Genomic DNA, 24940 nt, shown 5'->3' with positions numbered 1-24940 from the left:
CTGCTTGACGGTGCGCCGACGGGAACCTCCCCGTCGGCGCACTGCTGTCTACAGTTCTCCGTTGCGCGAGCGCTCGTATTCGTCGGCGAGTTGCTGCTGGTCGACGTGGCGGGCACGCGCTACCGCTACCCAGGCGGCAGAGAGATTGTGGAAGGTCTCCAGTTCGGAGGGCTCCAGCGTCTTGTGCACTGCGAAGAATGCCAGGAGTCCGTCCGCGGCCGGCTCGTCACGATCGCAGACCGGGCACAGCGTGGCCTCCCGCATGCCTGGGACCTCTTCGCCGCTGGCATTTTTCCAGGAGTGCGGGAACCGGGCTGAAACAGGCCCAGGTCCCCCGCACCGTGGGCAGTTTGGTGGATCGGCGAGTTGCAGGACGATTTCGTCGTCCTCTTCGCTCACGCGGCGCCTTGCCAGGCGTCGGGGCCGAAGGTGCCCTTGATGTCGGAGGCGACCGAGGTCGGGTCTACCAGGAATCCCAGCTCGTACAGGACGGTCTTCGCGGGCGTCTGGACTCGCATCCGTACCGGACTCTCGCCCTTGTGCGCAGTAAGGATGCGCTTCAGTTCGGAGACCGTACGCTCGTTGATCTTGTAGGCGGAGAACGACAGGGTGACCGGTGGCCGGCCGCCACTCTCAGCCGAGGACACGTCAAGCACCTGGATCTCCTGCCCGAAGATACTGACCGCCCCGTCGCGGTCGTTGAGGCGGCCCTGTACGGAGACGACGGTGTCGGCGATCAGAGCGTGCTGGACGAGGGTGTAGGTGGCCGGGAAGAAGAGGATCTCCATCTCGCCGTCTCGGTCTGCGAGGTTGATGATCGCCCAGGGGTTGCCTTGCTTGGTCATCCGTCGGTCCACGCTGGTGATGAGGCCGGACAGCTGGACGGTGCCTTCCGTGCGGCCTGAGCCGAGGAGTTCGCTGATCGTGGTGTCCCGGTTGCGGGACAGGATGTGCTCGGTGCCGTCCAGCGGGTGCGCGGAGACGTACAGGCCGAGCATCTCGCGCTCTGCGGCCAGCAATTGCTTGCGGGGCCACTCGCTGTCGTCGATGGGGATGTCGAGGCCGAAGGCGGGCTCGTCGCTGTCGCCACCGAGGTCGCCGAACAGGTCGTCCTGTCCGATCGCGGCCTGCTTCTTCACCGGGATGATGGCGTCGATGGCGTCTTCGTGCATGGCTGACAGCCCTTTGCGGCTGTGCTGCAGCGAGTCGAAGGCGCCGGCTTTGATCAGTGATTCGACGGCCCGCTTGTTGAGGGCACCGATGTCGGCCTTGTCGAGGAAGTCGGGGAAGGACGTGTACTTGCCCTTGGACTTGCGGGAGCCCACCAGAGAGTCGATGACGCCTTCACCGACGTTACGCACCGAGCGGAGCCCGAACCGTACGTCGTTGCCGATGGCGGTGAAGTTGGCGACGGACTCGTTGATGTCCGGCTGGAGCACCGAAACGCCCAGTTTCCGGGCGTCGGCCAGGTAGATCGCCGCCTTGTCCTTGTCGTCCCCCACGGAGGTGAGGAGCGCGGCCATGTACTCGGCCGGGTAGTTCGCCTTCAGGTAGGCGGTCCAGTAGGAGACGAGCCCGTATCCGGCGGTGTGGGACTTGTTGAACGCGTAGCCCGAGAACGGGAGCATGACGTCCCACAGATCCTTGATGGATTCCTCGGAGTAGCCGTTGTCCTTCATCCCGCCGTGGAACTTCTCCCACTCGGCGGCCAGCACCTCGGGCTTCTTCTTGCCCATCGCTCGGCGCAGCAGGTCGGCGCCGCCCAGGGTGTACCCGGCGAGCTGCCGGGCGATGGCCATGATCTGCTCCTGGTAGATGAGCAGGTGGAAGGTGTTGCCCAGGATCGGCTCCAGGGCCTCCTTCAGTTCCGGGTGGATCGGCTCGATCTCTTGGCGGCCGGTCTTGCGGTGCGCGTAGTTCGTGTGCGCGTTCGCCGCCATGGGGCCGGGCCGGTAGAGGGCCAGGGCTGCCGCGATGTCTTCGAACCGGGAGGGTTCCATCAACTTCAGCAGTGTCCGCATGCCGCCGCCGTCGAGCTGGAACACGCCGAAGGTGTCGCCGCGCGCCAGGAGCTGGAAGGTCGTGGCGTCATCGAGCGGGATCTGCTGCGCGCCGTCCGTCGGCATGGTGTCGGTGGTGATGTTGATGCCACGGTTCTCGCGGACGTTCTGGAGTGCGTGGTCGATCACGCCCAGGTTCCGAAGGCCCAGGAAGTCCATCTTGACCAGCCCCATGTCCTCACAACTGGGGTAGTCAAAGCCGGTGATCTTGACGCCGTCCTTGGCACGCATGTGGAGCGGAATGCGGTCGGTGAGCCGGGTCTTCGACAGGATGACCGCAGCCGCGTGGACGCCGGTGTTACGGATGAGGCCCTCGACGCCCTTGGCGCCGTCGACGACCTTTTTGACGTCCGGTTCGTTCTCGTACAGGGCCCGGATCTCGCCGGCCTCCCCGTAGCGGGGGTGGCTCTCGTCGAAGATCCCGTTGATCGGGATGGACTTGCCCATCACGTCCGGTGGCAGGGCCTTCGTGATTCGCTCGCCGTGGCTGAACGGGTAGCCCAGGAGCCGCGATGTGTCCTTGATCGCGTTCTTGGCCTTGAGCTTGCCGAAGGTGTTGACCATGGCGGTGTATTCGTCGCCGTACTTGTCGACGACGTAGCGCACCATGCGATCGCGGTGGCGGTCGTCGAAGTCGAGGTCGACATCCGGTGGGTTGATGCGCTCCGGGTTCAGGAAGCGCTCGAAGAGCAAGCCGTGTTCCAGGGGGCAGAGCTCGGTGATGCGGGTGGCGTACGCGACGATTGAGCCGGTTGCCGATCCGCGGCCCGGGCCGACGGGGATCTTCTGGTCGCGGGCGTACTGGCAGATGTCAGCGACGACGAGGAAGTAGCTGGAGAAGTTCATCGGGCCGATGACTTTCATCTCGGTCTCGAACCGTTCGAGGACCTCGGCCGGGATCGGGTCGCCGTAGCGCATGGCGAGGCCCTTGAGGCACTCCTTGCGAAGCCAGGACTCCTGCGTCTCGCCCTCGGGAACGCCGGGGAAGTTCGGCATCTCGTCGACGTTCTCGAACACCGATGCGTACGACTCGATGCGCTCTGCGATCAGGAGAGTGTTGTCGCAGGCCTCGGGAATCTCGGAGAACAGCTCCCGCATCTGGGCTGCGGTCTTGAGGTAGTAGCCGGTGCCGTTGAACTTGAACCGGCCCGGGTCGTCCTTGTTCTTTCCTACGCCGATGCACAGCAGGTTGTCGTGCGCGTCGGCGTGCTCTTCGAGTACGTAGTGCGCGTCATTGGTGGCCAGCAGCGGGATGCCGAGATCCTTCGCCAGGCGCAGCAGATCTCCACGGACGTTGCGCTCCAGATCCAGGCCGTGGTCCATCAGCTCCAGGAAGTAGTTCTCCTTCCCGAGGATGTCCTGGTACTGGGAAGCGATCTCCCGGGCCTCGTCGTACTGGTTCAGACGCAGCCGGGTCTGGATCGCGCCCGAGGGGCAACCGGTTGTCCCGATGATCCCCTCGGAGTGTTCGGAGATCAGTTCCATGTCCATGCGCGGCTTGCCGGCCGGGAACTGTCCTGTGTACGACGCCTCCGTCGACAGGTAGAACAGGTTCTGCAGCCCCTTGATGTTCCGCGCCCACATCGTCATGTGGGTGAAGCGGCCACCGCCACTGACATCCTTTGAGCCCTCGCCGTCGTCCGACATGGCCCTGACTCCGCCGGGGCCCCAGAACTCCTGCTTGCGGTTTCGACGCGAGGACGGGGCGACGTACGCCTCGATCCCGATGATCGGCTTGACGCCGTCGAAGCCTTTGGCCACTTGCTGGAACTCGTACGCTCCGAACATGTTGCCGTGGTCGCTCATGGCGATGGCCGGCATGCCCTGACGCTCTACCTCGGCGAACATCGGCTTGAGCCGCTGAGCACCGTCGAGCATCGAGTATTCGGTGTGATTGTGCAGGTGAACAAAGCTGTCAGCCACCGGGCAGGCACCTCCGAGGCGCTCGTGGAAAGCCTTGACCCTATCCCCCAGCGGGACGTGGAGAGCGCTCCCCCGCCCGCTTCAATGATGATCAAAAGGGATCCAGACGATGACCTCGGGCGATCACACAAAGTTGTCGCCGTGCACTATCAGTCACCGTTCTCGGCGGGATTTCCCGCGGCTCACACAGGGCTGACTCCCCTTCCCATTTGATTCACGCGGCGCAGGCCTGAGCCTCTACCAAGTGATCTCCGAACTGCAGATGCTCCTTGCACTCTGGGTCGGCGCCTTCCTCACCCGCCGTCGGGATCCCGAGCCCCTGTCAGCGGGGTCCGTTGTTCGGGGCGCTCTGCCCGACAGTTCTGGCCAAGAGGTCGGCTGCCACCTCGTATAAAGACGCAGGTCAAAGCAATGCCGGTGAGTTAGCGCGTCGGTGCAGGTCAGGCACTTGATAGTGCGGGGTTTGGTTGGGAATATCCCCTGGTGACGTTGCGTGATCCGTCACTTCTGGTGACGTGTCGGCGGAGGCCGGGACACGGCAACGGAGTTCCCGGTAGGACAGAAGATCGACCAAGATCCGACTGTCCGCGAGGGAACTCCGTTGGGTACTCAGTGTGCCATCGTCCGCATGCCGTCTGCCATCACCGAGGGCAGCCAGGCCCCGTTGAACAGGCTGGTGACCCCCACGGACCGGCGCTTTGGCGAGCACGTCCGTCTCGGCGTGTTGACCGAGGAGATCAGCCCTGAACTGGTTGACGAGGTCGTGGAGTTGACCGGCTGCGGCGAGCGTCGCCGCCGGCTGTTGCCCGCCCGGGCGGTGGTCTACTTCATCCTGGCGTTGTGCCTGTTCAGCAGCTCCGACAGTGCCGGGCCGCCGGGATACCGGTCGGTCCTGCGCACGTTGACGGAGAAGCTGCGGCATCTGCCAGGCCTGTGTGTGCAGCGCTTGCCCACCAGCTCGGCCCTGACACGGGCCCGGCAGCGGCTGGGCGACAAGCCGCTGCAGGCGCTGTTCGAGCGGCGGTGCGGCACGCTGGCCACGACCGTCACTCCGGGCGCGTTCGCCTTCGGGCTGCGGCTGGTCGCCTGGGACGGCACCGCGCTGGATGTCCCCGACACCCCGGCAAACGCTGCTGAGTTCGGTTTCACCGGCAAGGGTGGTGTCAACCAGAGCGGACACCCACAGGTCCGCCTGATGGCCCTGACCGAATGCGGCACCCACGCCCTGGTCGACGCGGCCTTCGACGCCGTGGCCAGGTTCAGCGAGCACAAGCTCGCCCGCCGGCTGCTGGCCTCCCTGCGAGGGGACATGCTGCTGCTGGCCGACCGCAACTTCGCCGGATACCAGCTGTGGGGCCTGGCCCGCGCCACCGGCGCCCACCTGGCCTGGCGGATCAAGAAGAACCTGGTCTTCGTGCCGCTGCGGGTGCTGTCCGACGGGTCCTACCTGTCCATCATGCGCACGCCCGCGGAGAACATCCGCCACGGTCAGGCCCGCGCGGCCGGACGCACCCTGACCGAGCCGCCCCGGGGACACCTGGTACGGATCATCGAGTACACCGTGACCATCCACCCACAGGCCGGCCCACCCCGCACCGAGACGTTCCGGCTGGTCACCAGCCTGCTGGACCACCGCCTCGCCCCGGCCCACCAGCTGGCGAGGGCATATCACCAGCGGTGGGAGATCGAAAACGGATTCGCGGAACTGAAGAACCGCCTGCGCGGCGCCGGATTCATCCTGCGCTCCAAGGCGCCCGAGCTGATCTACCAGGAGATCTACGCCCTTCTCACCGTCTACCAGGCACTATGCGCACTGCAGACGCGCGCGGCAGAACACGGCGGGACCGATCCTGACCGGATCTCCTTCACCGTCACGGTGCAGCTCGCCCGGCTGGCCGTCGCCGCCCAGGCCGCAGCCGACGTCACCACACTGGCCGCCGCCCGCCGCGAAGCCACCACAGAGCTCTTGGCCGCCCTCCTGCCGCCCCGGCGCAACCGGCAGTGCCAGCGCATCAAGAAGCCGTCCAAGAACACCTTCGAGGTCAGAAAACGGGACCAGACCCGCACTCCCAGTAACGTCCGCTACACACTCAAAGTCACCAAGCACCCCACCTGACCTGCACCGACGCGCTAACTCACCGGCATTGCAGGTCAAAGCCATTTTTCAAAGCGGGTAGCCAGAACGGTATGCCCAGCGGCATACTCGGAACCATGGCAGACACCAGCGTCAAGATCGACGACATCACCAGGGACAGGCTCAAGGCCCTGGCCGACGGGGCGGGCATGTCCATGAAGGACTACCTCGCCAAGGTGGCCGCGGAGAAGGAGCACGAGAAGCTCCTCGACTCCGCGACGGCCGCGTTCCGCCGCGTCATCGGCGAGCCCGGCATCCTGGACCGGTTCGACGCCGACTTCGGCGGGCTCCCGCCGGCGGCCACGCACGAGATTCAGCGGGCGGCCTGAACCTGTGAAATTGCTCGTCGACTACCGATGGCTTCTGGCCCGCCAGGAAGACATCCTCCGCACCGACCTCACCGTCAACGACCTGTCCGTACTCGTCGGCATGGCGGCCCGGCACCGGGTGAACACCCCGCGCCTGGATCAGACGGATCCGGATGCCTTCTGGCGGGCCGCCGTGTTCCTGGAGGAGTGCGTACTACTGCGCCCCCTCCCCGCCCGCAATGAGGCTTACGGGTACGGCGTCGCCATCGCGTACCTGCAGGCTTCTGGCGAATCCGTCGATACGACGTACGAGCCGTGGCGCGACCTGATCAACGACATCCGCGCCCTGCACGTGGACTCGTACGACATCGCCGATCGGCTGAGGTCCTGGCGCGCCTGACACGGCATCGGCGTCGGCGGCTATGCGGGCGAGGCCTCGTAAGCTGGAACTGATAGAGGCCACTCGGGAGCCTGCGGGCACCCAGCTCACGGGCCGCTTTTGCATAGCCCTTCCACATCGACTCGATCCGGGCGAAGGCGCCGTCCAGAACTGCAAGTAGAGCCCAAGCGGTCGACGACCGGGCAGGGGGACGCAAGTGGACAGCGAGGTACTCGTCGGTCTCATCACGGCCGGGTCCGCGCTTGTCGGTGCCGCCATCGGCGCCGCGGGCGCTGTCCTGGTGGCCCGCTATCAAGCTACGCGCAGAATGCGGCACTACGGGACCAGTGGCTTCGTGAACGCCGTCCTGACACCTGTGTCCCGCTACTGAAGTTTTCTCAGCGAAATGATCTCCGTAATGCGGCTTGAATAGCTTCGGGACGACTGGTCGTCGATCGGCACCCGCCTCTCTGCGAGGTAATTGGTCTGGACGCCGTGCCCGCCGTTGTCACTGCCGCCTCACCCACTGGGCCGCCTCCGGAGACGGCCGCAGCGGCCCTACGTGGCGGAGTGCGCGGTCTGTGTCGCCCGGTATCGCGACGGTGAGATCCCGTATCGGCTAGGAGCGTGGGTCGGTAACGAGCAAGCCGTCGAGGGTTGGTGGTCGGATCTCTGGCGGTCTTTGGTTTGTCGGCGGTGTCGGGGCGGGTGCGGGGTGTGGATGCTGTGGAGGGTGATGCTGCCGCCTGGGCGCTCAGGCTCGGGCGGCGGTCAGTCCGGGGGTTCCGACCTGCCCGAAGATCTTTCGCAGGTTGTGGCGTGCGGCGAGTAGCCGCCATTCGGCGCGGGCGCCTGCTTCGCCGCGTAGCAGGAGTCTGCGGCCGTCTTGGCAGGTCATGATCTGCCCGAAGACGGGTTCGACGATGGCTTTGCGTTGGGCGTAGGCGGCGCGTCCGGGTTTGGTGTGCAGTTTGCGGGCCATGCGCTCGCGCGCCGTGGCGTCGGCCGGGATGCGTCCGCGCGGGGCGGGGCTGACGCGTTCGTCGTGGGACAGGCGGCCGGTGGCCATGAAGGTGTCGGTGCCGTGTTCTTCCTTGCGTTCGGCTGCGGCCTGAAGGTTAGCCTCGGAGCAGTAGCCCGCGTCGAGGAGCGCCTGACGTGCGTGGATTCCGGTGTTCGCGGCGGATTGGTCGAGCATGCCGGTGTAGTTGAGTGCGTCGGCGGGGTTGGTCATGACGTCGGCGGCGGTGATGATCTGGTGCGCGTCGTCCACCACGGCCTGGGCGTTGTAGGCCTGGATGAACGCGCCGGCCCCGTTCTTCATGATGCGCGGTTCGGGGTCGGTGAAGTTGGCCTGCGCCTTGTCCTTCGGCCGCGCGGTTTCGGCCGCCAGGTCGCCGGCTTCGGCCACCGCCTCGGGTTCGTCGGTCCCGGCACGCTTTTGGCGTCGCCGCTCCTTGTCCTCGGCGTGCTTGCGGGCCTTCTCGGCGGCCTCGGCCTCGATCTGCGCGCGGGCGGTCTGCAACCTGGCCAGGCGCTTTTCCCTGCGGTCGAGTTCGGCGGGCAGGTCTGTGTCCTTGCCGTCGGGCCCGAACCGCTCGTCCTCGGCGGCATCGAGAGCCTCGGCATCGGCCAGCAGGCCGGCGGCCGCCGCCTCGAGGCCGGCGATCTCGGCTTCGAGGCCTTCTTCCTTCTCCACCAGCCGGTTGTAGCTCATCGCCTTGTGCTTGGAGGCGTTGGCCTGCAGTTTCGTGCCGTCGAGTGCGACCCGGCCCATCTTGACCATGCCCAGTCGCTGCGCCAGGCGCAGCGGCTGGGTGAAGATCCCGGCCAGGGCGTCCAGGTGCCGGGCCCTGAACCGGGATATCGACCGGTAGTCCGGCCCCGCCCCCGCGGCCAGATAGCGGAAGGCCACATCATCGGTGCACTTGCGCTCGATCGCCCGCGACGAGCGCACCCCGGTGGTGTACCCGTAGATCAGCAGCCGGACCATCAACCGCGGGTCATACGGCGGGAACCCGCGCTTCTCGGTGTAGGACGCCAGGGTCGGGCCCAGGTCGAGCACCTCGTCGACCAGTTCGGCCACGAATCGGGCCAGATGCCCCTCGGGCAGCCACTCATCCAGCGACGGCGGCAGCATCTGATCGGGGACGAACGCCCGGAAGGTCTTCTTCACCGCCACCGTCGGCGCGATCTCCGGCTTCACCACTGACGCCGGATCCACCTCGAACAGGCCATCCCCACCAGACATACCAGGATTCCCCCATATGGAAGATCACGAACAGGAGGCGGCGTCGGGCTCAATCGCCTGATCGACTGCCAAGATCCGCGGACAGCGCCGCGTAGATGTACTCGCTGCCCCAGCGATCCCCGTCGAGGTCGTTCTCGACCAAGTGCGCCTCCCGGCGCATCCCAAGGCGCTCACAGACCCGCACAGACCCGGTGTTCTCCACATCCAGCCGTGCGTAGAGCCGGTGCACGCCCAGCGTGTCGAAGGCAAACCCGGCCAGCGCCGCGGCCGCCTCGGTCGCGTAGCCGTGCCCCTCGTGACCTGGGTCGAGAGTCCAGCCGATCTCGGCCTGGGCGGCGCGGGCATCGGCCAGGCCGAGGCTCACCTCGCCAAGGACGCCGGGCTCATCGCGTCGGCAGACAGCGAGCACCAGCTTGTCCCCGTCGGCGCGCCAGGCCGTCTGCGCCGCGCGCTCGGCGGCAACCTGCTCGCTGCGCTCACGCGTGTGCGCCGGCCGGTATAAGTAGCGCGCCACGCTCGGCAGACTCTGGTAGGCGTACAGGTCGTCGGCGTCGCCGGGAGTGAACAGACGCAGCGACAACCGGGACGTGGTCAACGGCAGCAGCGAGGCGATGTCCATGCGGACCTCCGGGACGCGGATGTGGATCAAGTTGTGGACTGATTGTCACATCACGACTGCCCGGCAACCACGCCTTTTCAAGAGCAGCGCTCGGCAGCCGCACTTCACCACGAGGCGCGGCATTCCAGGAGTTGTTTACTGACCCACGCTCCTAGTGAAAGCCTGGCGCAGCGTCTCGGCCGAACTGAACCCGCACCGCTTGGCCACGCCTGCCAGCGGAAGCGCGGTTGACGCCAGTAGGTGAGCGGCCGCTTCGGTGCGGGCCTGGCGTATGAACCGGGCCGGAGGCTGCCCGAGGTGTTCCAGGAACAGCCGGGTGAGGTGGCGTGGGGTCACGCCCGCGCGGGCCGCCAATGCGGCCGCGTTCAAGTCGTGGTCCAGATGGCTCGTAATGTACTCGATGAGTTGTCGGACCATGTCGTTCTTGGGTGCCGGGGCGGTGGTGAACAGGCTCATCTGTGCCTGGTTTCCCGGTCGCTGCAGGTAGGTGACCAGGTCCCGCGCCACTTGGCGGGCCAGCTCGGCGCCGTGATCATCCTCGATGAAGGCGAGGGTGAGATCCAGGGCGCTGGTGATGCCGGCCGCCGTATAGACGTCCCCGTCGCGGATGTAGATGGGGCTGGAATCCACGGTGATCTTGGGGTGTTGTGCGGCGAGTTGGGATGCGTACCGCCAGTGCGTGGTGGCGCGGCGCCCGTCCAGTAGTCCGGTGGCGGCCAGGATGCCGGCCCCGGTACACACCGAGGCCACGCGTCGGCTTTCCTTGGCCAGGCGGCGGACGTGGCCAACGAGGCGCGGGTCTGCGGCCGCCCACTCGTGTCCCAGGCCGCCCGAGACGATCAACGTGTCGAGCGGACCGGTGAGTCGCTCAAGGGATTGCTGACTCTGCAATGTCAGGCCCGAACCACAAGATATTGGGTTGCCACCCGGACTGGCCACACTCACGCGGTAGGGGTGGGCGAGGTTACCGATCTGATTCGCCGTGGCCAGGCTCGTGGTCACGCAGGCGATGTCCAGCAACTCGGCCGTGTCGTAGCCGACGATCACGATCAGGCGTTCGTCCACGCGGCGACCCTATGCCGAAGAGACCCACACCCCAAGGTTCCAGACGTCTCGTAGGGCGCCGCCTTCTCGTGGAACCGGCCGGATCGACAGTGGAGCCATGACCGACACCATCGCTTTGGGAGGCCACCTGATGTTCGGCTCCGCTCAGGACGACAAGGCACCGGCCACGGCCGGCCGGGACGGTTCGGAGACTGTAACCTCCGGCGTCGTGGTGGTGCTCAAGCACCGCTGGCCCACGTACCTCGCTCTCGCGTTGGTGGTCGCCACATTCGCGGACGGCCTCCCGGCCCTGGAGTTCCTGGCGTGGCTCTTCGTCGTCATGCCGGTGTGTTACCTGATCTTCGGGGTGTTGCGCGGGGAGCTCCACGAGCCAGGCGTGCTCATGCTTCAGACGTCGGGGCTGCTCGGCTTCGGTGTCCTGGCCTTGGTGGCGCTGGCGGTGGATCACAGCCTCGGCTGGTACGTCCTGGCCGCAGGCTGGCTCGGTCACGCTGCCTGGGGCTTCGCCCACCACCGGACCAAGAACGTTGTGCCCCGGGCATGGGCGGAGTGGTGCTTCGTCGTCGACCTGCTCGGCGCTGCCGCGATGATCTTCATGTCGTAGCCGTGTTCCCTGGATCGAGCCATTGGCGTTCTCTCGGCGAGGCCGTAGCGTCGACGTCGTGCCGATGTTCTGAGCAGGATTGCTGTCACCGAAGGTGCATCGTTCTTGTCACCTTGAGATCGTTTGTGGTCTTGACCGTTGCTTTGATCATCAAGCGATCTCAGCAATCCCGAGGTTTCCACCGGAATGGTCCGTAACGGGTCATCAGAGCGCGAGTTGCGCGCCGGTGTCCTGTTGACGGTCTCCCGTTTCCTTCCCGGCCCGGGGGCTGGGGATCGCGCCACCTGCCCGCCCCGTCCCGGCCTTGCGGCGCGGGCGGGTGACGCGGGTCTTCCGGTCGGCTCCACGGGGCTTCGACTCCGCCTCGACGGCGTTGTCCAGGTCTCCGGCCACTCCGGTACCTGTGGTGCGGGCCGCGAGGGCGACCAGGTTGTGTCCGGCGTTGGCCTGGACGTTGTCAGCCCCGAGTGGCCCCACGACCGCGTCATCCTCTCCGCCGACGGCGGGTCCCACAAAGGCCCGGCGGGAGGGACGTGGTGGCACATCTTCCACTCCGCGTACTCAGAACTCCGCGCAGCCGGTTTCTCTCCCTCCGGCCTGACCCTGGCGGTCGCCACCAGCAGCGACCTCACCCTCTGGACGCGACCTGACCTCCACTTTGACGACTGAGCGGACGGCGGGACAGCAAGACAGTGGGACGGCGCCCATCCCGAGGCCGATCCACAGGTGTTGAGATTGCTCGCCCCCCAGTTCCGAGAGCCTGAGAGCGCATGAGTGCTTGCTTCGGGGCCACTGGGACGGCTACCCCTGGCGGAAGAATTCCTGCACGTCGGCAGCGACAGTCGTCAGCTCTTCGCCAGCGTCAATCACGGTCGTCACAGTGCACTCCCAGCCACTGGAGAAGACGTCGGCTCGCAGGGTCCAGCTCAGACACACGTGACCGCCCGAACCGAACGTCGCTGCCACGACCAGCTCGTTGTTGACCCAAGACCGCTCGCCCTCCCAACCGCGGAAGTCGCACGCAAGACCGTCGAGAAACTCGGTCAGGTATCCCGCACCGTCCCAGGCAGTCACGGTCACGGCCCCGATCCGTGCGCGCAGGCCGTCATCGACAGCCTCCACGGCGAATACGACCTCGAACTCATCTGTCCGCGACCAGTCGAACAACCGGATAGAGGGCGCTTGCGACCCCGCCCCCCGAACGACGAGCTCGACCCGCCCAGGAACCACCTCGATCAGACTCACCCACTGAGGATAAGGAGGCCAACACGGCCCGGTCATCGCCATTACGACGCGGTGCTACGTCCCGTCGACGTTGGGGGCTCCACCCCCAGATCCCTGCCAGGAGCGTCACGGTCAGTAGTGATTCCGGAGCCAGATTGATCAACTGGCGACAGTTGAATACGCGAGCCCACCAGTATCAACCCCCGAGAGGCCCGCGAGTTCGCGGAAACTGAAGGTTCTTCAGCCTGAACCCGAGGGTGGATTGCCCTGATTCTGGTGGGTGACCCCGTGGGTTCGCGGTCGACTCACGGGGATGTCTCGGTGGCCTGCTCCAGCAGGGCCCGTGCGGAGTCCGCGGACTGGAACGCGTGGCCCGGTGCCGGGTCGGTGGCCGCATAGCATGGGGCCATGGACGAGATCGGCGGTGTCGAGGTCGTGGCCTTCGCGGACGGCGAGGCGTTCGACGGCTGGTTGGCGGCTCACCACGCACGGCACGACGGCGTGTGGGTCAAGGTCGCCAAGAAGGGCTCCGGGATCGCGTCCGTGACAGCCGACGAACTGGTCGACGCAGGGCTGTGCTGGGGCTGGATCTCGGGTCAGCGCCGGTCGCTCGACGCTTCGTACTACCTGCAGAAGTATGTGCCGCGGCGCCCCAACAGCCTGTGGTCGCAAGTCAACGTCGACAAGGTCGCCGCGCTGGCGGCCGCGGGCCGGATGCGCGAGCCGGGCTTGGCGGAAGTACGCAAGGCGCAGGCGGACGGACGTTGGGCCGCCGCATACGCGCCGCAGTCGACGGCCGCAGTGCCCGACGAACTGGCGGCGGCGCTGGCGGCGGATACCCGGGCGACAAAAGCTTTCGGGGCACTCGACAAGACCGCGAAGTACTTGGTACTTCTGCCCTTGCTCCAAGCCCGAACTCCCGAGGGGCGCCAAGCCGCAGTGGAGCGCGCGGTGCGGGCGTTGGCCGCCGACGGGTAGGCGCGGTGTCAGAGGCTCAGGCCGCTCAGGCGGTTCCGCCAGCGGCGTCGAGGCCCCGAGGGCGTCCGACGGGAAGCCGGCCGCAATGCAGGCGTCGCAGTACGCCCGCCACTGGGGGGCGGCCCGGAGCGGGGTCTCTCGTACGCTTCGCTTTCTCGACCGGATGGACAAGCTGGTTGGCATGTCTGTTGCCGGGACCGTCGTCAAGTGGGGACGGGCCTCCCACGGAGCTCAAGCAGTTGGCCGCTGCGGTGATGAGAACAGCCCCGAACGTCCCCTTCATCGACCCCACGCGACGTAGTGTCTCTGGAGCCTGACGGGTCTGAGCGGCATCGGCTAGGCCTTGCTGGTCAGCGCCTGGGAAGGCCAACCGGCCGCCGCTCGGCGCATCACGTAGCACCTTCCCGAGGTACGCGTCGGCGTCGGCCGGCTCCATGTCCCACAGCGGCCGGCTGAACCAGGTCCTGATCTGGTCCAGGTGTCCGACGTCTCCGCGGATCGTGCTGTCCGCCAGACCTGCGGAAGTGCGGGCGAGGACGAACCCGGACCACGCATCGGTCTCGAACTGCTCCAGCTCTTCCGCCGATACGGACGCCCAGTGCTCGCGCTAGGTGTTCTGACCACGGAGGTTGGTGACGGATCCCACGGCTTGGGGATCTTGAACGAGTGAGGGCCTTCCGGGTTCGGTGTGGATTGCGACATCTCCACCGAACGATCAGAAGGCCCTCATGCCCCACCGTAATGCACCCTTGACCGAGACCGGACGTCTGCGTCTGGCCCGCTGCGTCGTCGAGGACGGCTGGCCGCTGCGGCGGGCCGCCGAACGCTTCCAGGTCTCGCCCACGACGGCCCAGCGGTGGGCCGCCCGTTACCGCGAGCTCGGCGAGGCCGGTATGGCCGACCTCTCCTCACGGCCGCACCACAGCCCGCGTCGGACCCCGACCCGCACCGAGCGGCGGATCATCAAAGTCCGGCTTCTGCGCCGCTGGGGACCGGCCCGTATCGCCTACCTGCTACGGCTGAATCCCGCGACCGTGCACCGTGTTCTCACCCGGTACGGCCTCGCCCGCCTGGCCCACCTGGACCGCGCCACCGGCCGGGTGATCCGCCGCTACGAACACGTCGCTCCCGGCGACCTCGTGCACGTCGACATCAAGAAACTCGGCAACATCCCCGACGGCGGCGGCCACAAGGTCCTCGGCCGGGCCGAGGGCCGAAAGAACCGGGCGAACGCCGGCATGAGCTTCCTGCACAACGCCGTCGACGACCACTCCCGACTCGCCTACAGCGAGATCCTCACCGACGAGAAGAAGGAAACCGCCGTCGGATTCTGGCAGCGAGCCCAGACCTTCTTCACCGCTGCCGGCATCACCGTCCAGCGGGTTCTCACTGACAACGGGTCCTGCTACCGGTCACACCTTTGGCGCAACTCCCTTGCCGAACAAGGCATTTCACACAAGCGCACTCGGCCCTACAGGCCCCAGACCAACGGGAAGGTGGAGCGGTTCAACCGCACTCTCCTCGACGAATGGGCCTACGCAAAGCTCTACCGCACCGAGAGCGAACGACGCGAGGCCTACCCCGCCTGGCTGCACACCTACAATCACCACCGCGGACACACCGCGCTCAAGGGCCAACCACCCGCCAGCCGCGTCCCCAACCTCACGGGTCAGTACAGCTAGGCCCCGTACGACTGCCGGCGCCGTAGACCCGAGCCTCCTCGCCTTCATCCCGACTTCGGATCGGTCGGACGGGATGAGAGCGCTTCAGGAGTCCCGAAGTTACGTCACCTGGCGACAGGCCACGCGATGGAGGAAGAACCCGCTGGCCACGGGCACAGGGACTCAGCAGGGCTCAGGGGAACTCACGGGATGTCGCACACTCGTGGCGGACCTCGGCGGCGAGCATCCTCACGGCCGCTCGGCGCCCTACAGCTTTCAGCGTGCGTACTCCGCGGGGTCGACACCGGAGGCCGGCCGGGCCGTACCGGCGAGCTATGTGCTCAGTGGGCTCGCCCGACCCCAGGTAGAGGTCACCGGAGCCTTGGTAGGGCGGCGCCCCGGCACCTCACCCCGCGGTGCCCGGAACGCCACAGGACCCCCTAATTCTGCGGTGCGGGGAACGCCACCGGGCTCCGCTCCCCCGCCCTGTTCACCGCTCGTACGCCGAAGAAGACGTTGTCCTTGGAGAGATCGATCTCGTACGTCGTCACGTCAGCCACGGGGATGACATGCGTCCACTCGGGAGCGGTCGTCTCACGCCACACGATCTCGTAGCCCGCGAGGTCCGGCTCGGCACCGCGGGTCCACAGGAGCTGTGTGGAATTGGTCAGCGTGGACGTGACGACCTTCGCGTCGCGTGGCGTCCCCGGTGCCTGGGCCAGCGTCCACAGGGCCGCCGCGTTGACCTTCGCGACCCGTGCCACGAAGGGGAAGTCGCAGAACTCCGGCAGGTCGCCGAACTGCTTGCCGTCCGCGTCGACGCGCACATCCTGGTGCTGGTGGGCGAAGTCCTCGGCCGGTTCGGTGAAACGCGCGGCCGGGTAGGCGCGTTCGAGGAACGGGACATGGTCGCCGCCCCGGCGGTAGCGATCGCGGCGGTAGACGACGCGGACGTGCATGCCGGTCGCGTCGTGCTCGGCGACGTCGCGGACGAAACGGGCCAGCTGGCGGGACGGGGAGTCGTTCTCGCCGCCCACCGAGCGGCGCGTCGCCGCCTGTTCGGGGGTCTCCGAACTGGGCACGCCCTCCGCGAACAGACGGATGGTGTACGGGTCCCGGCTGCCGTCGTCGGCCGTGCTGCTGCCCACGATGTCGTTCGTGAACATCCCCTGGATGTCCGCGCCGGCCGACTTGAACTGCTCCGCCATGTGCGTGGCTCCGTACAGCCCCTGCTCCTCCCCTGCCACCGCCGCGAACACGATCGTCGACGCCGGGCGCCGGCGTGCCATCACCCGCGCGAGCTCCATCGCCACGGCGACCCCCGACGCGTCGTCGTCCGCGCCCGGCGCGTCCGAGGTGGCGTCCATGACGTCCGTGACCCGCGAGTCGTAGTGGCCCGAGACGACGTACACGCGCTCCGGCGTGACCGAGCCCCGCAGCGTTGCGATGACGTTGGTGATGCGGGTCGTGGTCGGGATGCGGGTCGCCGGTTCCTGGACGTACGACTGGAGCTCCACCGACATCCGGCCGCCCGACTCAACAGCGTACGTGCGGAGTTCGGCCGCGATCCAGTCGCGCGCCGCGCCGATTCCTCGCACCGGGTCGTCCTGCGCCGAGAGCGTGTGCCGCGTACCGAACGAGACCAGCTTGCGGACGGTGGCCTCGATCCGGTCGTGGTCGATCTCCTTGATCAGGGAACGCAGTTCGCGGGAGGGCGACTGGGCCGTCGCGGGCGGGCGCGCTCCGCACCCCGACGCCTCCGACGCCTCGGCCGGGCGTCCCACCGCCGCGACCCCCGCACCCGCTGCCGTTGCGGTCAGGACCGTTCTCCTGCTGGGGCACATCTGTCCTCCTGGGATGGACGCGAACCATGGATGCCGGACCACAACAATGGTTGTGTATGCAACCACTCGCGGCAAGAGTGCGTGCGGGTGCGCAAGAGAGCCCTGTTGCGTGCCACGCCAGCGTTAGCCGCCCTCCGTGTGCGTCACCGCCCGGCTCGACTGCTTGCTCTCGGCGCAGGCGGCCGTCCGGGAGGAGGAGGGTGACCTCGGAGGCGGCGCCTGGTGAGCAGGAGGAGACCGGCTTGCCGACGGTGAGGGGAGGGGCCAATCTCCAGGGACCGTTGGCGGACGGGGTCGTGGCGAGCTTGGCCTCGAAGACGCAATGTTGTTGACGCCTTCTTCGTCCCGGAGTCCTGTTGCCTCAGGACCAGGTCGAGCGGGGCCAGATGCAGTGAAGGCCCGGTACCCACCGGGCCTTCACGTTTGAGTAGCGGGGACAGGATTTGAACCTGCGACCTCTGGGTTATGAGCCCAGCGAGCTACCGAGCTGCTCCACCCCGCGTCGGTACGGTGAACTCTACGACGCCGACCCCGGCTCGGTCGAATCGACGTCAGAAGCGCTTCTGGAGCCAGATCGCGCGGCGCTGGCAGCCGGAGAACCGGCACCGCAACAGAGCCCGCGCACGAAGTGGCTTGCGGCGGGACGCCTGCGCAGACGGGACACGCGCAGGTCACCTTTCGGGCAGGGATTCGCCGTGTTCATGACCAGGTCCTTGAGTTCAGGGCACGTCAATTGGGAATTACTGCGAAGGTGTGCGCCCGGTTGTTCAGGCTCTCGCCGCCGGGCAGTTGCGCCGGCGACGAGAGCCTGCTGGTTGCTGGTCCTGCGTGGGCGTGACTTCTGCCGAGCGGCAGGGACGGTCAGGAGCCAGCCTTGCGCTTGTTGTAGACGTCGAACCCGACCGCGGCAAGCAGGACAAATCCCTTGATGACCTGCTGGTAGTCGGTTCCGATGCCCACCAGCGACATCCCGTTGTTGAGTACACCGAGCACCAGGCCGCCGATGATCGCGCCGAACACGGTGCCGACGCCTCCGCTCATCGAGGCGCCGCCGATGAACGCGGCGGCGATGGCCTCCAGTTCGAAGTTGGTCCCGGCCTGAGGGACGCCTGCATTGAGGCGGGCTGCGTAGACGATGCCGGCGAGGGCGGCAAGCACCCCCATGTTCACGAAGACCAGGAAGGTGACGCGCTGGTCCTTCACCCCCGACAGCTTCGCTGCTGCCCGGTTGCCGCCGAGCGCGTACACATGGCGTCCGACGATCGCGTTGCGCATGACGTATCCGAAGCCCAAGAGCAGTACGGCGAGCAGGAGCAGGACGACCGGGACGCCGCGGTAGCTGGCCAGGGTCATCGTGAAGGCGAGGACTGCCGCGCCCATGGCCACGCACTTGGCGAGGAAGAGGTTCCTGGGCAGGACGTCGAGTCCGTACCGCTGTTGCCGCCGCCGGTCGCGGACTTCCTGGATCAGGGCGAAGGCCAGGAGCCCGAGGCCCATGAGGAGGGTGAGATTGTGATAGTTGGTCTGCGGACCGACCTCCGGGAGGTAGCCGGTGGATATCTTCTGGAAGCCTTCGGGGAACGGGCCGAGCGAGCGGCTGCCGAGGAGGATCTGGGTGCCGCCGCGGAAGAGCAGCATCCCGGCCAGCGTGACGATGAATGACGGGATGCCGACGTACGCGATCCAGAAGCCCTGCCACGCTCCGGCGACCGCTCCGACGACGAGGGCGAGGACCAGGGCGAGGACCCATGGCACATCCTGCTCGACCATCATCACGGCGCAGGCGGCGGAGACGAAGGCGGCCAGTGAGCCGACCGACAGATCGATGTGGCCGGCGATGATGACGATCATCATGCCGATGGCGAGGACGAGGATGTAACTGTTCTGGAGCACCAGATTGGTGACGTTGTTCGGCTTGAGCAGGACGCCGTCGGTCCATATCTCGAAGAGCACGACGATCAGTCCGAGGGCGATGAGCATCCCGTACTGGCGCATGTTGCGGCGGGCCGCGTCCAGGAGGAGGGTGCCGGTGGTCGCGGGCACTGCCGCTGTGGCCGGCATCGGGCGCTGCGGGGTCTCGGTGGGGGCCTGGGACATTTCCTGCTACCTCTTGTCGCTGGTCATATGGCGCATCAGGACCTCCTGGGTGGCCTCGGCGCGCGGGACTTCGCCGGTGATCCGGCCGGCCGACATGGTGTAGATGCGGTCGCACATGCCGAGGAGTTCGGGCAGTTCGGAGGAGATCAGCACGACTGCTCTGCCGTCGGCGGCGAGCCGGTCGATGACGGTGTAGATCTCGTACTTGGCGCCTACATCGATGCCGCGGGTGGGTTCGTCGAGGATCAGCACATCGGGTCCGGCGAAGATCCACTTGCTGAGGACGACCTTCTGCTGGTTGCCGCCGGAGAGCCGGCCGACCTGCTCGAAGACGGTCGGGGCCTTGATGTTCATGGATTTCCGGTACGACTCCGCGACCCGGGTCTCCTCGTGCTCGTCGACGACGCCGCGCCGCGCCACCTTGTCCAGGGCGCTGAGGGTGATGTTGCGGCCGATGGTGTCGATGGTGTTGAGGCCGTACTGCTTGCGGTCCTCGGTGACGTAGGCGATGCCGTGCCGGACAGCCTCCGGGACGGTGCGGGTACGGATCTCCTTGCCGTCCTTGAAGACCTTGCCGCTGATGTTGTGGCCGTAGCTGCGTCCGAAGACGCTCATCGCCAGTTCGGTGCGTCCCGCGCCCATCAGACCGGCGATGCCCACGATCTCGCCCCGCCGGGCCTCGACGTGGGCCTGGTCGACGACCTTGCGGTGCTGGTCGATGGGGTGGTGCACGGTCCAGTCGCGGATCTCCAGGGCAGGGTGGGTGCCCGGATCGCCCTCGTACCTGGTCCGTTCGGGGAAGCGGTGGTCGAGGTCGCGTCCGACCATGAGGCGGATGATGCGGTCCTCGGTGGTCGCCTCGGCGTGCACGTCGAGGGTCTCGACGGTGCGGCCGTCGCGGATGACGGTGACCGAGTCGGCGACCGCCGCGATCTCGCCCAGCTTGTGCGAGATGATGATCGAGGAGATCCCTTGCCCTTTCAGCTCCTTGATGAGGCTGATGAGCTGGGCGCTGTCCTCGTCGTTGAGTGCGGCGGTCGGTTCGTCGAGGATCAGCAGTTCGACCTTCTTGGCGAGGGCCTTGGCGATCTCGACGAGCTGCTGTTTGCCGACTCCGATGTCCGCGACCCTGGTCTGCGGGTGCTCACGCAGCCCGACTCGTTCCAGGAGGGCGGCGGCGTGCCGCAGTGTCTCGTTCCAGCTGATGAAGCCGTGGTTGGCGTGTTCATTGCCGAGGAAGATGTTCTCCGCGATGGAGAGGTACGGCACCAGGGCGAGTTCCTGGTGGATGATCACGATCCCGCGTGCCTCACTGGCGCGGATGTCCTTGAACGCACAGCGCTCGCCGCGGAATCGGATCTCGCCCTCGTAGCTCCCGTGCGGATGCACTCCGCTGAGAACCTTCATCAGGGTCGACTTACCGGCGCCGTTCTCCCCGCAGAGGGCGTGTACTTCGCCCTCCGCGACGGTCAGGGAGACGTCCGAGAGCGCCTTGACGCCGGGGAAGGTCTTGACGATGGACCGCATTTCGAGGACCGGCACGGTCATCGGAGGTCGCTCTCCTTGATGTAACCCGAATCGACCAGCTCGGCCTGGTAGTTGGTCTTGTCGACGCTGACCGGGTCCAGGAGGAAGGACGGCACGACGCGCTTCTCGTTGTTGTACGTCGTGGTGTCGTTGACCTCGGGCTTCTTGTCGTGGAGTACGGCGTCGGCCATCTGGACCGCCTGCTTGGCCAGGGCCCGGGTGTCCTTGTACACGGTCTGGGTCTGCTGTCCCGCAATGATCGACTTCACGGACGCGACCTCGGCGTCCTGGCCGGTGACGACCGGGTAGGGCTTCGACTTGGTGCCGTAGCCGTCCGACTTGAGCGCCGAGATGATGCCGATGGAGATGCCGTCGTACGGGGAGAGCACGGCGTCCACTTCGGCCGACGAGTAGGCGCTGGTCAGCAGGTCGTCCATGCGCTTCTGTGCCGTGCCGCCGTCCCAGCGCAGGGTGGTGATCTGGTCCAGCTTCGTCTGCTTGCTGCGGACCACGAGCTGCTTCTTGTCGATGTACGGCTTGAGGGTCTTCCAGGCGCCCTGGAAGAAGTAGCGCGTGTTGTTGTCGTCCGGCGACCCCGCGAACAGCTCGATGTTGAAGGGCCCCTTCTCGGATCCGGACTTCAGGCCGAGCTTGTCGACGAGGTAACCGGCCTGGAGTTCGCCGACCTTTTCGTTGTCGAAGGAGGCGTAGTAGTCGACGTCCGGGCTGCCGAGGATGAGCCGGTCGTAGGAGATGACCTTGATGTTCTGCTCCCCCGCCTGCCGAAGGACATCGCTCAGCGCCCGGCCGTCGATCGCCGCAATCACCAGGACGTCCACACCCTTGGTGATCATGTTCTCGATCTGGGAGACCTGCTGGTCGACGTCGTCCTCGCCGTACTGCAGATCGGTCTTGTAGCCGAGCTTCTTGAACTCGGCGACCATGTTGCGGCCGTCGGCTATCCAGCGCTCAGACGACTTGGTCGGCATGGCGATACCGATGGTGGAGCCCTTACCACCCGCCTTCTCCTCCTTGCTGCCGCCGGCGCCGCTCTGCCCGCAGGCGGCAAGTGAGAGGGACAGCGCAACGGCTGTCAGGGCGGCTGCTGCAGTACGCGTACGGGTCGTGCGCATGATCGGTCCTCCGGAGTACGAGGGAAACGGCGGAAGTTGGCCCGACAAGGAGGTGACCCCATCGAGCGTTCGATATATCGGACAAGGTTCGAATCGCTGAGCGTGCCCATTCGTGACTGCCGGACGATCAGCCGATTCCCCTGAGCGGCAAGGTGGTTGCTCCTGGGGCTCGCGTAACTCCTATAGCTCCTAGGGTGTTCGATATTTCGTCACCCGTTCGAAATTCTGGCGTGACCGTAGTGAGGGGTCGGGGAGAGTGTCAATGGTTCGCGCACGCGCGACTGGGACAAGCAGGTCACCGGAGCGGGTTTCGGCCGTTCCGAGGCCGGCTCACATCGCTCCGGCACGAGTGCCGGCGCCGGGCCGGGGGAACTCCTCGTACTGCCTGAGAGCCTATGCTGTCGTCAGGCGATCACGGCCGCCCGGAACTTCAACTGCCGCCTCTGACAAGGCGGCGGACCATGCCGCACCTCTGCTCGGGAGCCATCACCATGACGCCCTCCGCCGACGACGCCTCCTCCTGGACGAGGCTGTGGGCCGGCTCCCCGCACATCCCGCACGCGCCCCTCGACGACGAGACACGGCGGCACGCGGATCTCCCCGCAACGCTGCTGCCCGCCCCCGTCGGCATGCATCACCCGGCGATCTTCGAACCTGCCTTGAAACAGTTCGCCAACGCTTACCGGGCCGGGGAGCCGGACTTCGAGGATGCCGCGACGGGCCGGGCCTGGCACCGAGCGCGGCGGACCGTGCTCGATACGGTGCTAGCGGCCGTCGCGGAGGGTCCCTGGGCCCGCCATCTGGTGCTGCGCGGCAGCGTGTTGATGGCGACCTGGTTCGGGGACGCGGCCCGCGATCCGGGCGACCTGGACTTCCTCGTCGTACCTCGGGACTGGGCCATGGACGGACCCCGGACCTCGGGTCTGTTCGACACGATCGCCCGGGATGCCGCGGCAGCCGCGCGCGGCGCCGTCCGGATCGACGCGGCCGCAATGGTGACCGAGAACATCTGGACGTACGACCGGGTTCCGGGCCGCCGCATGCTGCTGCCGTGGACTGCGTCGGGGATTCCCGGTGGCACCGTACAGCTGGATGTGGTGTTCAACGAGATCCTGCCGGCCCCGGCCGAACTCACCGGGCTCCGGCCGCTGGGTGACGGTCCCGGCTGCCGGGTGCCGGCCGTCTCCCCCGCTCTGTCGCTGGCCTGGAAGCTGCTGTGGTTGGTCACCGACGCCTATCCGCAGGGCAAGGACCTGTACGACGCGGTCCTGCTGGCGGAACACACTCCGCCGTCCTTCGAACTGGTACGGGACGCCTTCGTGCTCAGCGGCGCGGAGGGGGTGCGGCCGGCCGGTGCCTGGTGGCTCGACGAACTGGACGTGGAGACCGGTTGGCGTCACTTCACAGCCGAACACCCCTGGGTCACCGAGGATGCGGCAAGCTGTCGGGGGCGCCTCGCGCGCGCCCTCGGACCGCTCCTGGAGACGGCGGAGCGACCGGGAGAGGACGGCTACGGCCGGTGGGCCCGGTGGCTGCAGCCACTGGTGGAGTCCACCCGCGCAACGGCCGCCGACCACCCTGAGTCCGCCCTCGGGCATCTCTGCGAGGGCGGCAGGGACGGACTGACGGCTGCGACCGTGATCGTTCGCGAGATCGTGGGACGTGAGCGCATCTCCCCGGAGGATGCACTCGCCGCTGTTCTGACGGACGGGGGCACCTGGCGCTACTGGCGGGGGAACCCGGACGCCTGCCGCCAGGCCCTCGACGAGTTGCGATGACGGCGGTCCGATCCACTGCGCGTCGGCGACTCCGTCTCGAGTCACCCGACCGAAGAGCCGACAGCTGAAGCACCGGCCGTCAAGGAGCCGGCGGTCAAGGGGCCGACAGTCTCACCCGGGTCTGAGCCCTGCTCCGAAACGGCGGAGTACGTCTTTCCGGCGCCTTCCTCTCCTTCGAGGAGGATCAGGGGCCACGGGACGACGCCGGTGGGATTGCGGATTTTGAGCTTGATGGCCATCGGGACTGCTCCAAGAGGTGATTGGTCTCATGCGGCGCGCAGGGCCCAGGGCTCAAACAGCGGCGCCCGTCGGGGTGCCGTTCGATCAGGAGCCGCGCGTACCGGCTGCGGAAGTTGTTGTTGAGCCGGAAGGCGTCGCCTTGGGCGGCGTGTCCGTAGCGCCAGCGCAGGAGCTCGAACAGCGTCCCGATGCCGACGCGGGTGAAGCCCTTGGCGGCGCAGTCCGTGGTCAGTGCCTGCAGGTGCCGCAGCGCCCACGAGTTGAGAGCGTGGAACGCCTCGAACCGCGCCTCGATGGACTGCCCACGGTGGATAGCGGGCTGATGGACGGGCTGGATGTCGTTCAGGCCGGGCAGTTGCTGCAGGTCGATGGGCACGACAGCCCGAAAGGTGCTCACGCTCGAATGGTGTGGCACACCTTTACGGATGGGTGCTCGGTGATCAACCAGCGGCCACTACCTCCGGGGTCACTCCTCGGCGGTCCGACACGTCGGCGAACGGCCCGACGCGTCCCACAACATCGACCGCAAGGGCGAGACCGTGTGGACTGCGGGGCGTGAGTCACGCGTCCCAGCCACCCCGTAGGCGGTCTGGACGGAGGAGACAACCCAGCAGCCAGTCGGGCTCTACCTCCAAGCCCGGTCCTTAGGACCGGGTCAAGTTGACAGCATGATGAGCAGACGCGTCTCCGGCTTGAGCTTCCTATTCACCGAACGACTCTGCACGTACACCTCCAACTTGGGGTTGTTCCCCGCCTTCACGGAGACGGTCCCCTGGACATCCGTACCGAACAATAGGCTGCGAGCCGCGTCGCCCGTATAGGCGCGGTCGGTGTCCTTCTCGACCACGATGACTTCCTTGTTCTGCTGAACCTGAGCCCGGGCGCCCAGCTGGTAGTAACACGAACCACGTTCGTACGTCACGCCCGGATGCGAGTTGACGAAGGGGCGAATCTCGACCTCCTTGTCGATCTTCAGGAGCCGGTACTTGTCAGCCGGAATCGGTTCGAGGTTCGCCCGCACCGCGTCAACCGATATGTCCTGGCCGACGGCGAACAGGTTCTTAGCTTGTTCTTTATCTACCGGTGTCCCGTGCCAACGAACCTTCAGCGATTGC

At 66.9% G+C, this 24940-nt stretch carries 20 protein-coding genes, 1 tRNA gene and 2 pseudogenes; 9 read left to right on the top strand and 14 right to left on the bottom strand.

Annotated features, from left to right (window positions below):
- Positions 1-48: 48 nt before the first annotated feature.
- Positions 49-399 (bottom strand): DUF6300 family protein, encoded by a 351-nt coding sequence (locus OHA03_RS42540; RefSeq protein WP_267009283.1) that lies wholly within the window; start codon positions 397-399, stop codon positions 49-51.
- Positions 396-3983, bottom strand: a complete 3588-nt coding sequence (dnaE, locus tag OHA03_RS42535) for a DNA polymerase III subunit alpha (protein ID WP_267009282.1) — start codon at positions 3981-3983, stop codon at positions 396-398. The genes OHA03_RS42540 and dnaE overlap by 4 nt, the downstream gene beginning before the upstream one ends.
- Positions 3984-4611: 628 nt before the next feature.
- Between dnaE and OHA03_RS42530 the strand changes: the two genes are divergently transcribed.
- From OHA03_RS42530 to OHA03_RS42515, 4 genes are all read left to right on the top strand, one after another.
- Positions 4612-6099: an IS4 family transposase gene (locus tag OHA03_RS42530; RefSeq protein ID WP_267009281.1), complete on the top strand. Its 1488-nt coding sequence runs from the start codon at positions 4612-4614 to the stop codon at positions 6097-6099.
- A 95-nt stretch (positions 6100-6194) separates the two neighbouring features.
- The gene (locus tag OHA03_RS42525; RefSeq protein ID WP_267009280.1) at positions 6195-6446 is read left to right on the top strand and encodes an antitoxin MazE7; all 252 of its coding nucleotides are present in this window, start codon (positions 6195-6197) and stop codon (positions 6444-6446) included.
- A gap of 4 nt (positions 6447-6450) precedes the next feature.
- Positions 6451-6825: a toxin Doc gene (locus tag OHA03_RS42520; RefSeq protein WP_267009279.1), complete on the top strand. Its 375-nt coding sequence runs from the start codon at positions 6451-6453 to the stop codon at positions 6823-6825.
- Between the two features lie 196 nt (positions 6826-7021).
- Positions 7022-7195: a hypothetical protein gene (locus tag OHA03_RS42515; RefSeq protein ID WP_267009278.1), complete on the top strand. Its 174-nt coding sequence runs from the start codon at positions 7022-7024 to the stop codon at positions 7193-7195.
- Between the two features lie 363 nt (positions 7196-7558).
- On the opposite strand, the gene OHA03_RS42510 is transcribed toward OHA03_RS42515, so the two are convergent.
- The 3 genes from OHA03_RS42510 to OHA03_RS42500 form a co-directional block, all read right to left on the bottom strand.
- Positions 7559-9055, bottom strand: coding sequence for an IS1182 family transposase (locus tag OHA03_RS42510; RefSeq protein WP_267009277.1), 1497 nt, complete (start codon positions 9053-9055; stop codon positions 7559-7561).
- A gap of 49 nt (positions 9056-9104) precedes the next feature.
- The gene (locus OHA03_RS42505) at positions 9105-9674 is read right to left on the bottom strand and encodes a GNAT family N-acetyltransferase (protein WP_267009276.1); all 570 of its coding nucleotides are present in this window, start codon (positions 9672-9674) and stop codon (positions 9105-9107) included.
- 135 nt (positions 9675-9809) lie between these two features.
- Entirely contained in the window at positions 9810-10739 is a 930-nt protein-coding gene (locus OHA03_RS42500; RefSeq protein ID WP_267009275.1) for a GlxA family transcriptional regulator, read from the bottom strand.
- A gap of 97 nt (positions 10740-10836) precedes the next feature.
- Here OHA03_RS42500 and OHA03_RS42495 point away from each other — a divergent pair, with 97 nt between their 5' ends.
- Positions 10837-11343, top strand: coding sequence for a hypothetical protein (locus OHA03_RS42495; protein ID WP_267009274.1), 507 nt, complete (start codon positions 10837-10839; stop codon positions 11341-11343).
- A gap of 204 nt (positions 11344-11547) precedes the next feature.
- Here OHA03_RS42495 and OHA03_RS42490 read toward each other — a convergent pair whose 3' ends face one another.
- The gene (locus OHA03_RS42490) at positions 11548-11820 is read right to left on the bottom strand and encodes a hypothetical protein (RefSeq protein ID WP_267009701.1); all 273 of its coding nucleotides are present in this window, start codon (positions 11818-11820) and stop codon (positions 11548-11550) included.
- Between OHA03_RS42490 and OHA03_RS42485 the strand changes: the two are divergent.
- Positions 11791-12012, top strand: a pseudogene (locus tag OHA03_RS42485) (hypothetical protein); the annotation flags it as partial. The gene OHA03_RS42490 and the pseudogene OHA03_RS42485 overlap by 30 nt on opposite strands.
- Positions 12013-12144: 132 nt before the next feature.
- Here the strand turns inward: OHA03_RS42485 and OHA03_RS42480 are convergent.
- Positions 12145-12588 carry a DUF6228 family protein gene (locus OHA03_RS42480; protein WP_267009273.1) on the bottom strand — a complete coding sequence of 148 codons (444 nt, stop codon included), beginning with the start codon at positions 12586-12588 and terminating at the stop codon, positions 12145-12147.
- A gap of 387 nt (positions 12589-12975) precedes the next feature.
- On the opposite strand from OHA03_RS42480, the gene OHA03_RS42475 reads away from it, so the two are divergent.
- Both OHA03_RS42475 and OHA03_RS42470 read left to right on the top strand, forming a co-directional pair.
- Positions 12976-13545 carry a YdeI family protein gene (locus OHA03_RS42475; RefSeq protein ID WP_267009272.1) on the top strand — a complete coding sequence of 190 codons (570 nt, stop codon included), beginning with the start codon at positions 12976-12978 and terminating at the stop codon, positions 13543-13545.
- A 728-nt stretch (positions 13546-14273) separates the two neighbouring features.
- Positions 14274-15227: an IS481 family transposase gene (locus tag OHA03_RS42470; RefSeq protein WP_267009271.1), complete on the top strand. Its 954-nt coding sequence runs from the start codon at positions 14274-14276 to the stop codon at positions 15225-15227.
- Between the two features lie 419 nt (positions 15228-15646).
- Here the strand turns inward: OHA03_RS42470 and OHA03_RS42465 are convergent, their stop codons facing one another.
- From OHA03_RS42465 to chvE, 5 genes are all read right to left on the bottom strand, one after another.
- Positions 15647-17050 (bottom strand): M20/M25/M40 family metallo-hydrolase, encoded by a 1404-nt coding sequence (locus OHA03_RS42465; RefSeq protein ID WP_267009270.1) that lies wholly within the window; start codon positions 17048-17050, stop codon positions 15647-15649.
- A gap of 428 nt (positions 17051-17478) precedes the next feature.
- Positions 17479-17552: transfer RNA gene (locus OHA03_RS42460), tRNA-Met, on the bottom strand.
- 359 nt (positions 17553-17911) lie between these two features.
- Positions 17912-19111: a multiple monosaccharide ABC transporter permease gene (gene mmsB, locus OHA03_RS42455; RefSeq protein WP_267009663.1), complete on the bottom strand. Its 1200-nt coding sequence runs from the start codon at positions 19109-19111 to the stop codon at positions 17912-17914.
- Positions 19112-19153: 42 nt separating this feature from the next.
- A complete protein-coding gene (gene mmsA / locus OHA03_RS42450) occupies positions 19154-20695 on the bottom strand; it encodes a multiple monosaccharide ABC transporter ATP-binding protein (RefSeq protein ID WP_267009269.1) in 1542 nt (513 codons plus the stop codon).
- A complete protein-coding gene (chvE, locus tag OHA03_RS42445) occupies positions 20692-21807 on the bottom strand; it encodes a multiple monosaccharide ABC transporter substrate-binding protein (protein ID WP_267009268.1) in 1116 nt (371 codons plus the stop codon). Before chvE ends, mmsA begins: the two co-directional genes overlap by 4 nt.
- Positions 21808-22298: 491 nt before the next feature.
- Here chvE and OHA03_RS42440 point away from each other — a divergent pair, with 491 nt between their 5' ends.
- On the top strand, positions 22299-23585 hold the full coding sequence (locus tag OHA03_RS42440; RefSeq protein ID WP_267009267.1) for a nucleotidyl transferase AbiEii/AbiGii toxin family protein: 1287 nt from the start codon (positions 22299-22301) through the stop codon (positions 23583-23585).
- Between the two features lie 184 nt (positions 23586-23769).
- Here OHA03_RS42440 and OHA03_RS42435 read toward each other — a convergent pair whose 3' ends face one another.
- Positions 23770-24222 carry a hypothetical protein gene (locus OHA03_RS42435; RefSeq protein ID WP_267009266.1) on the bottom strand — a complete coding sequence of 151 codons (453 nt, stop codon included), beginning with the start codon at positions 24220-24222 and terminating at the stop codon, positions 23770-23772.
- A gap of 258 nt (positions 24223-24480) precedes the next feature.
- A pseudogene (locus tag OHA03_RS42430) lies at positions 24481-24888 on the bottom strand (VWA domain-containing protein); the annotation flags it as partial.
- Between the last annotated feature and the right edge of the window lie 52 nt (positions 24889-24940).

This window comes from Streptomyces sp. NBC_00154, from assembly GCF_026342835.1.
In the GTDB taxonomy this organism is placed as follows: domain Bacteria; phylum Actinomycetota; class Actinomycetes; order Streptomycetales; family Streptomycetaceae; genus Streptomyces.
This window is presented reverse-complemented; position numbering and strand designations above follow the sequence as displayed.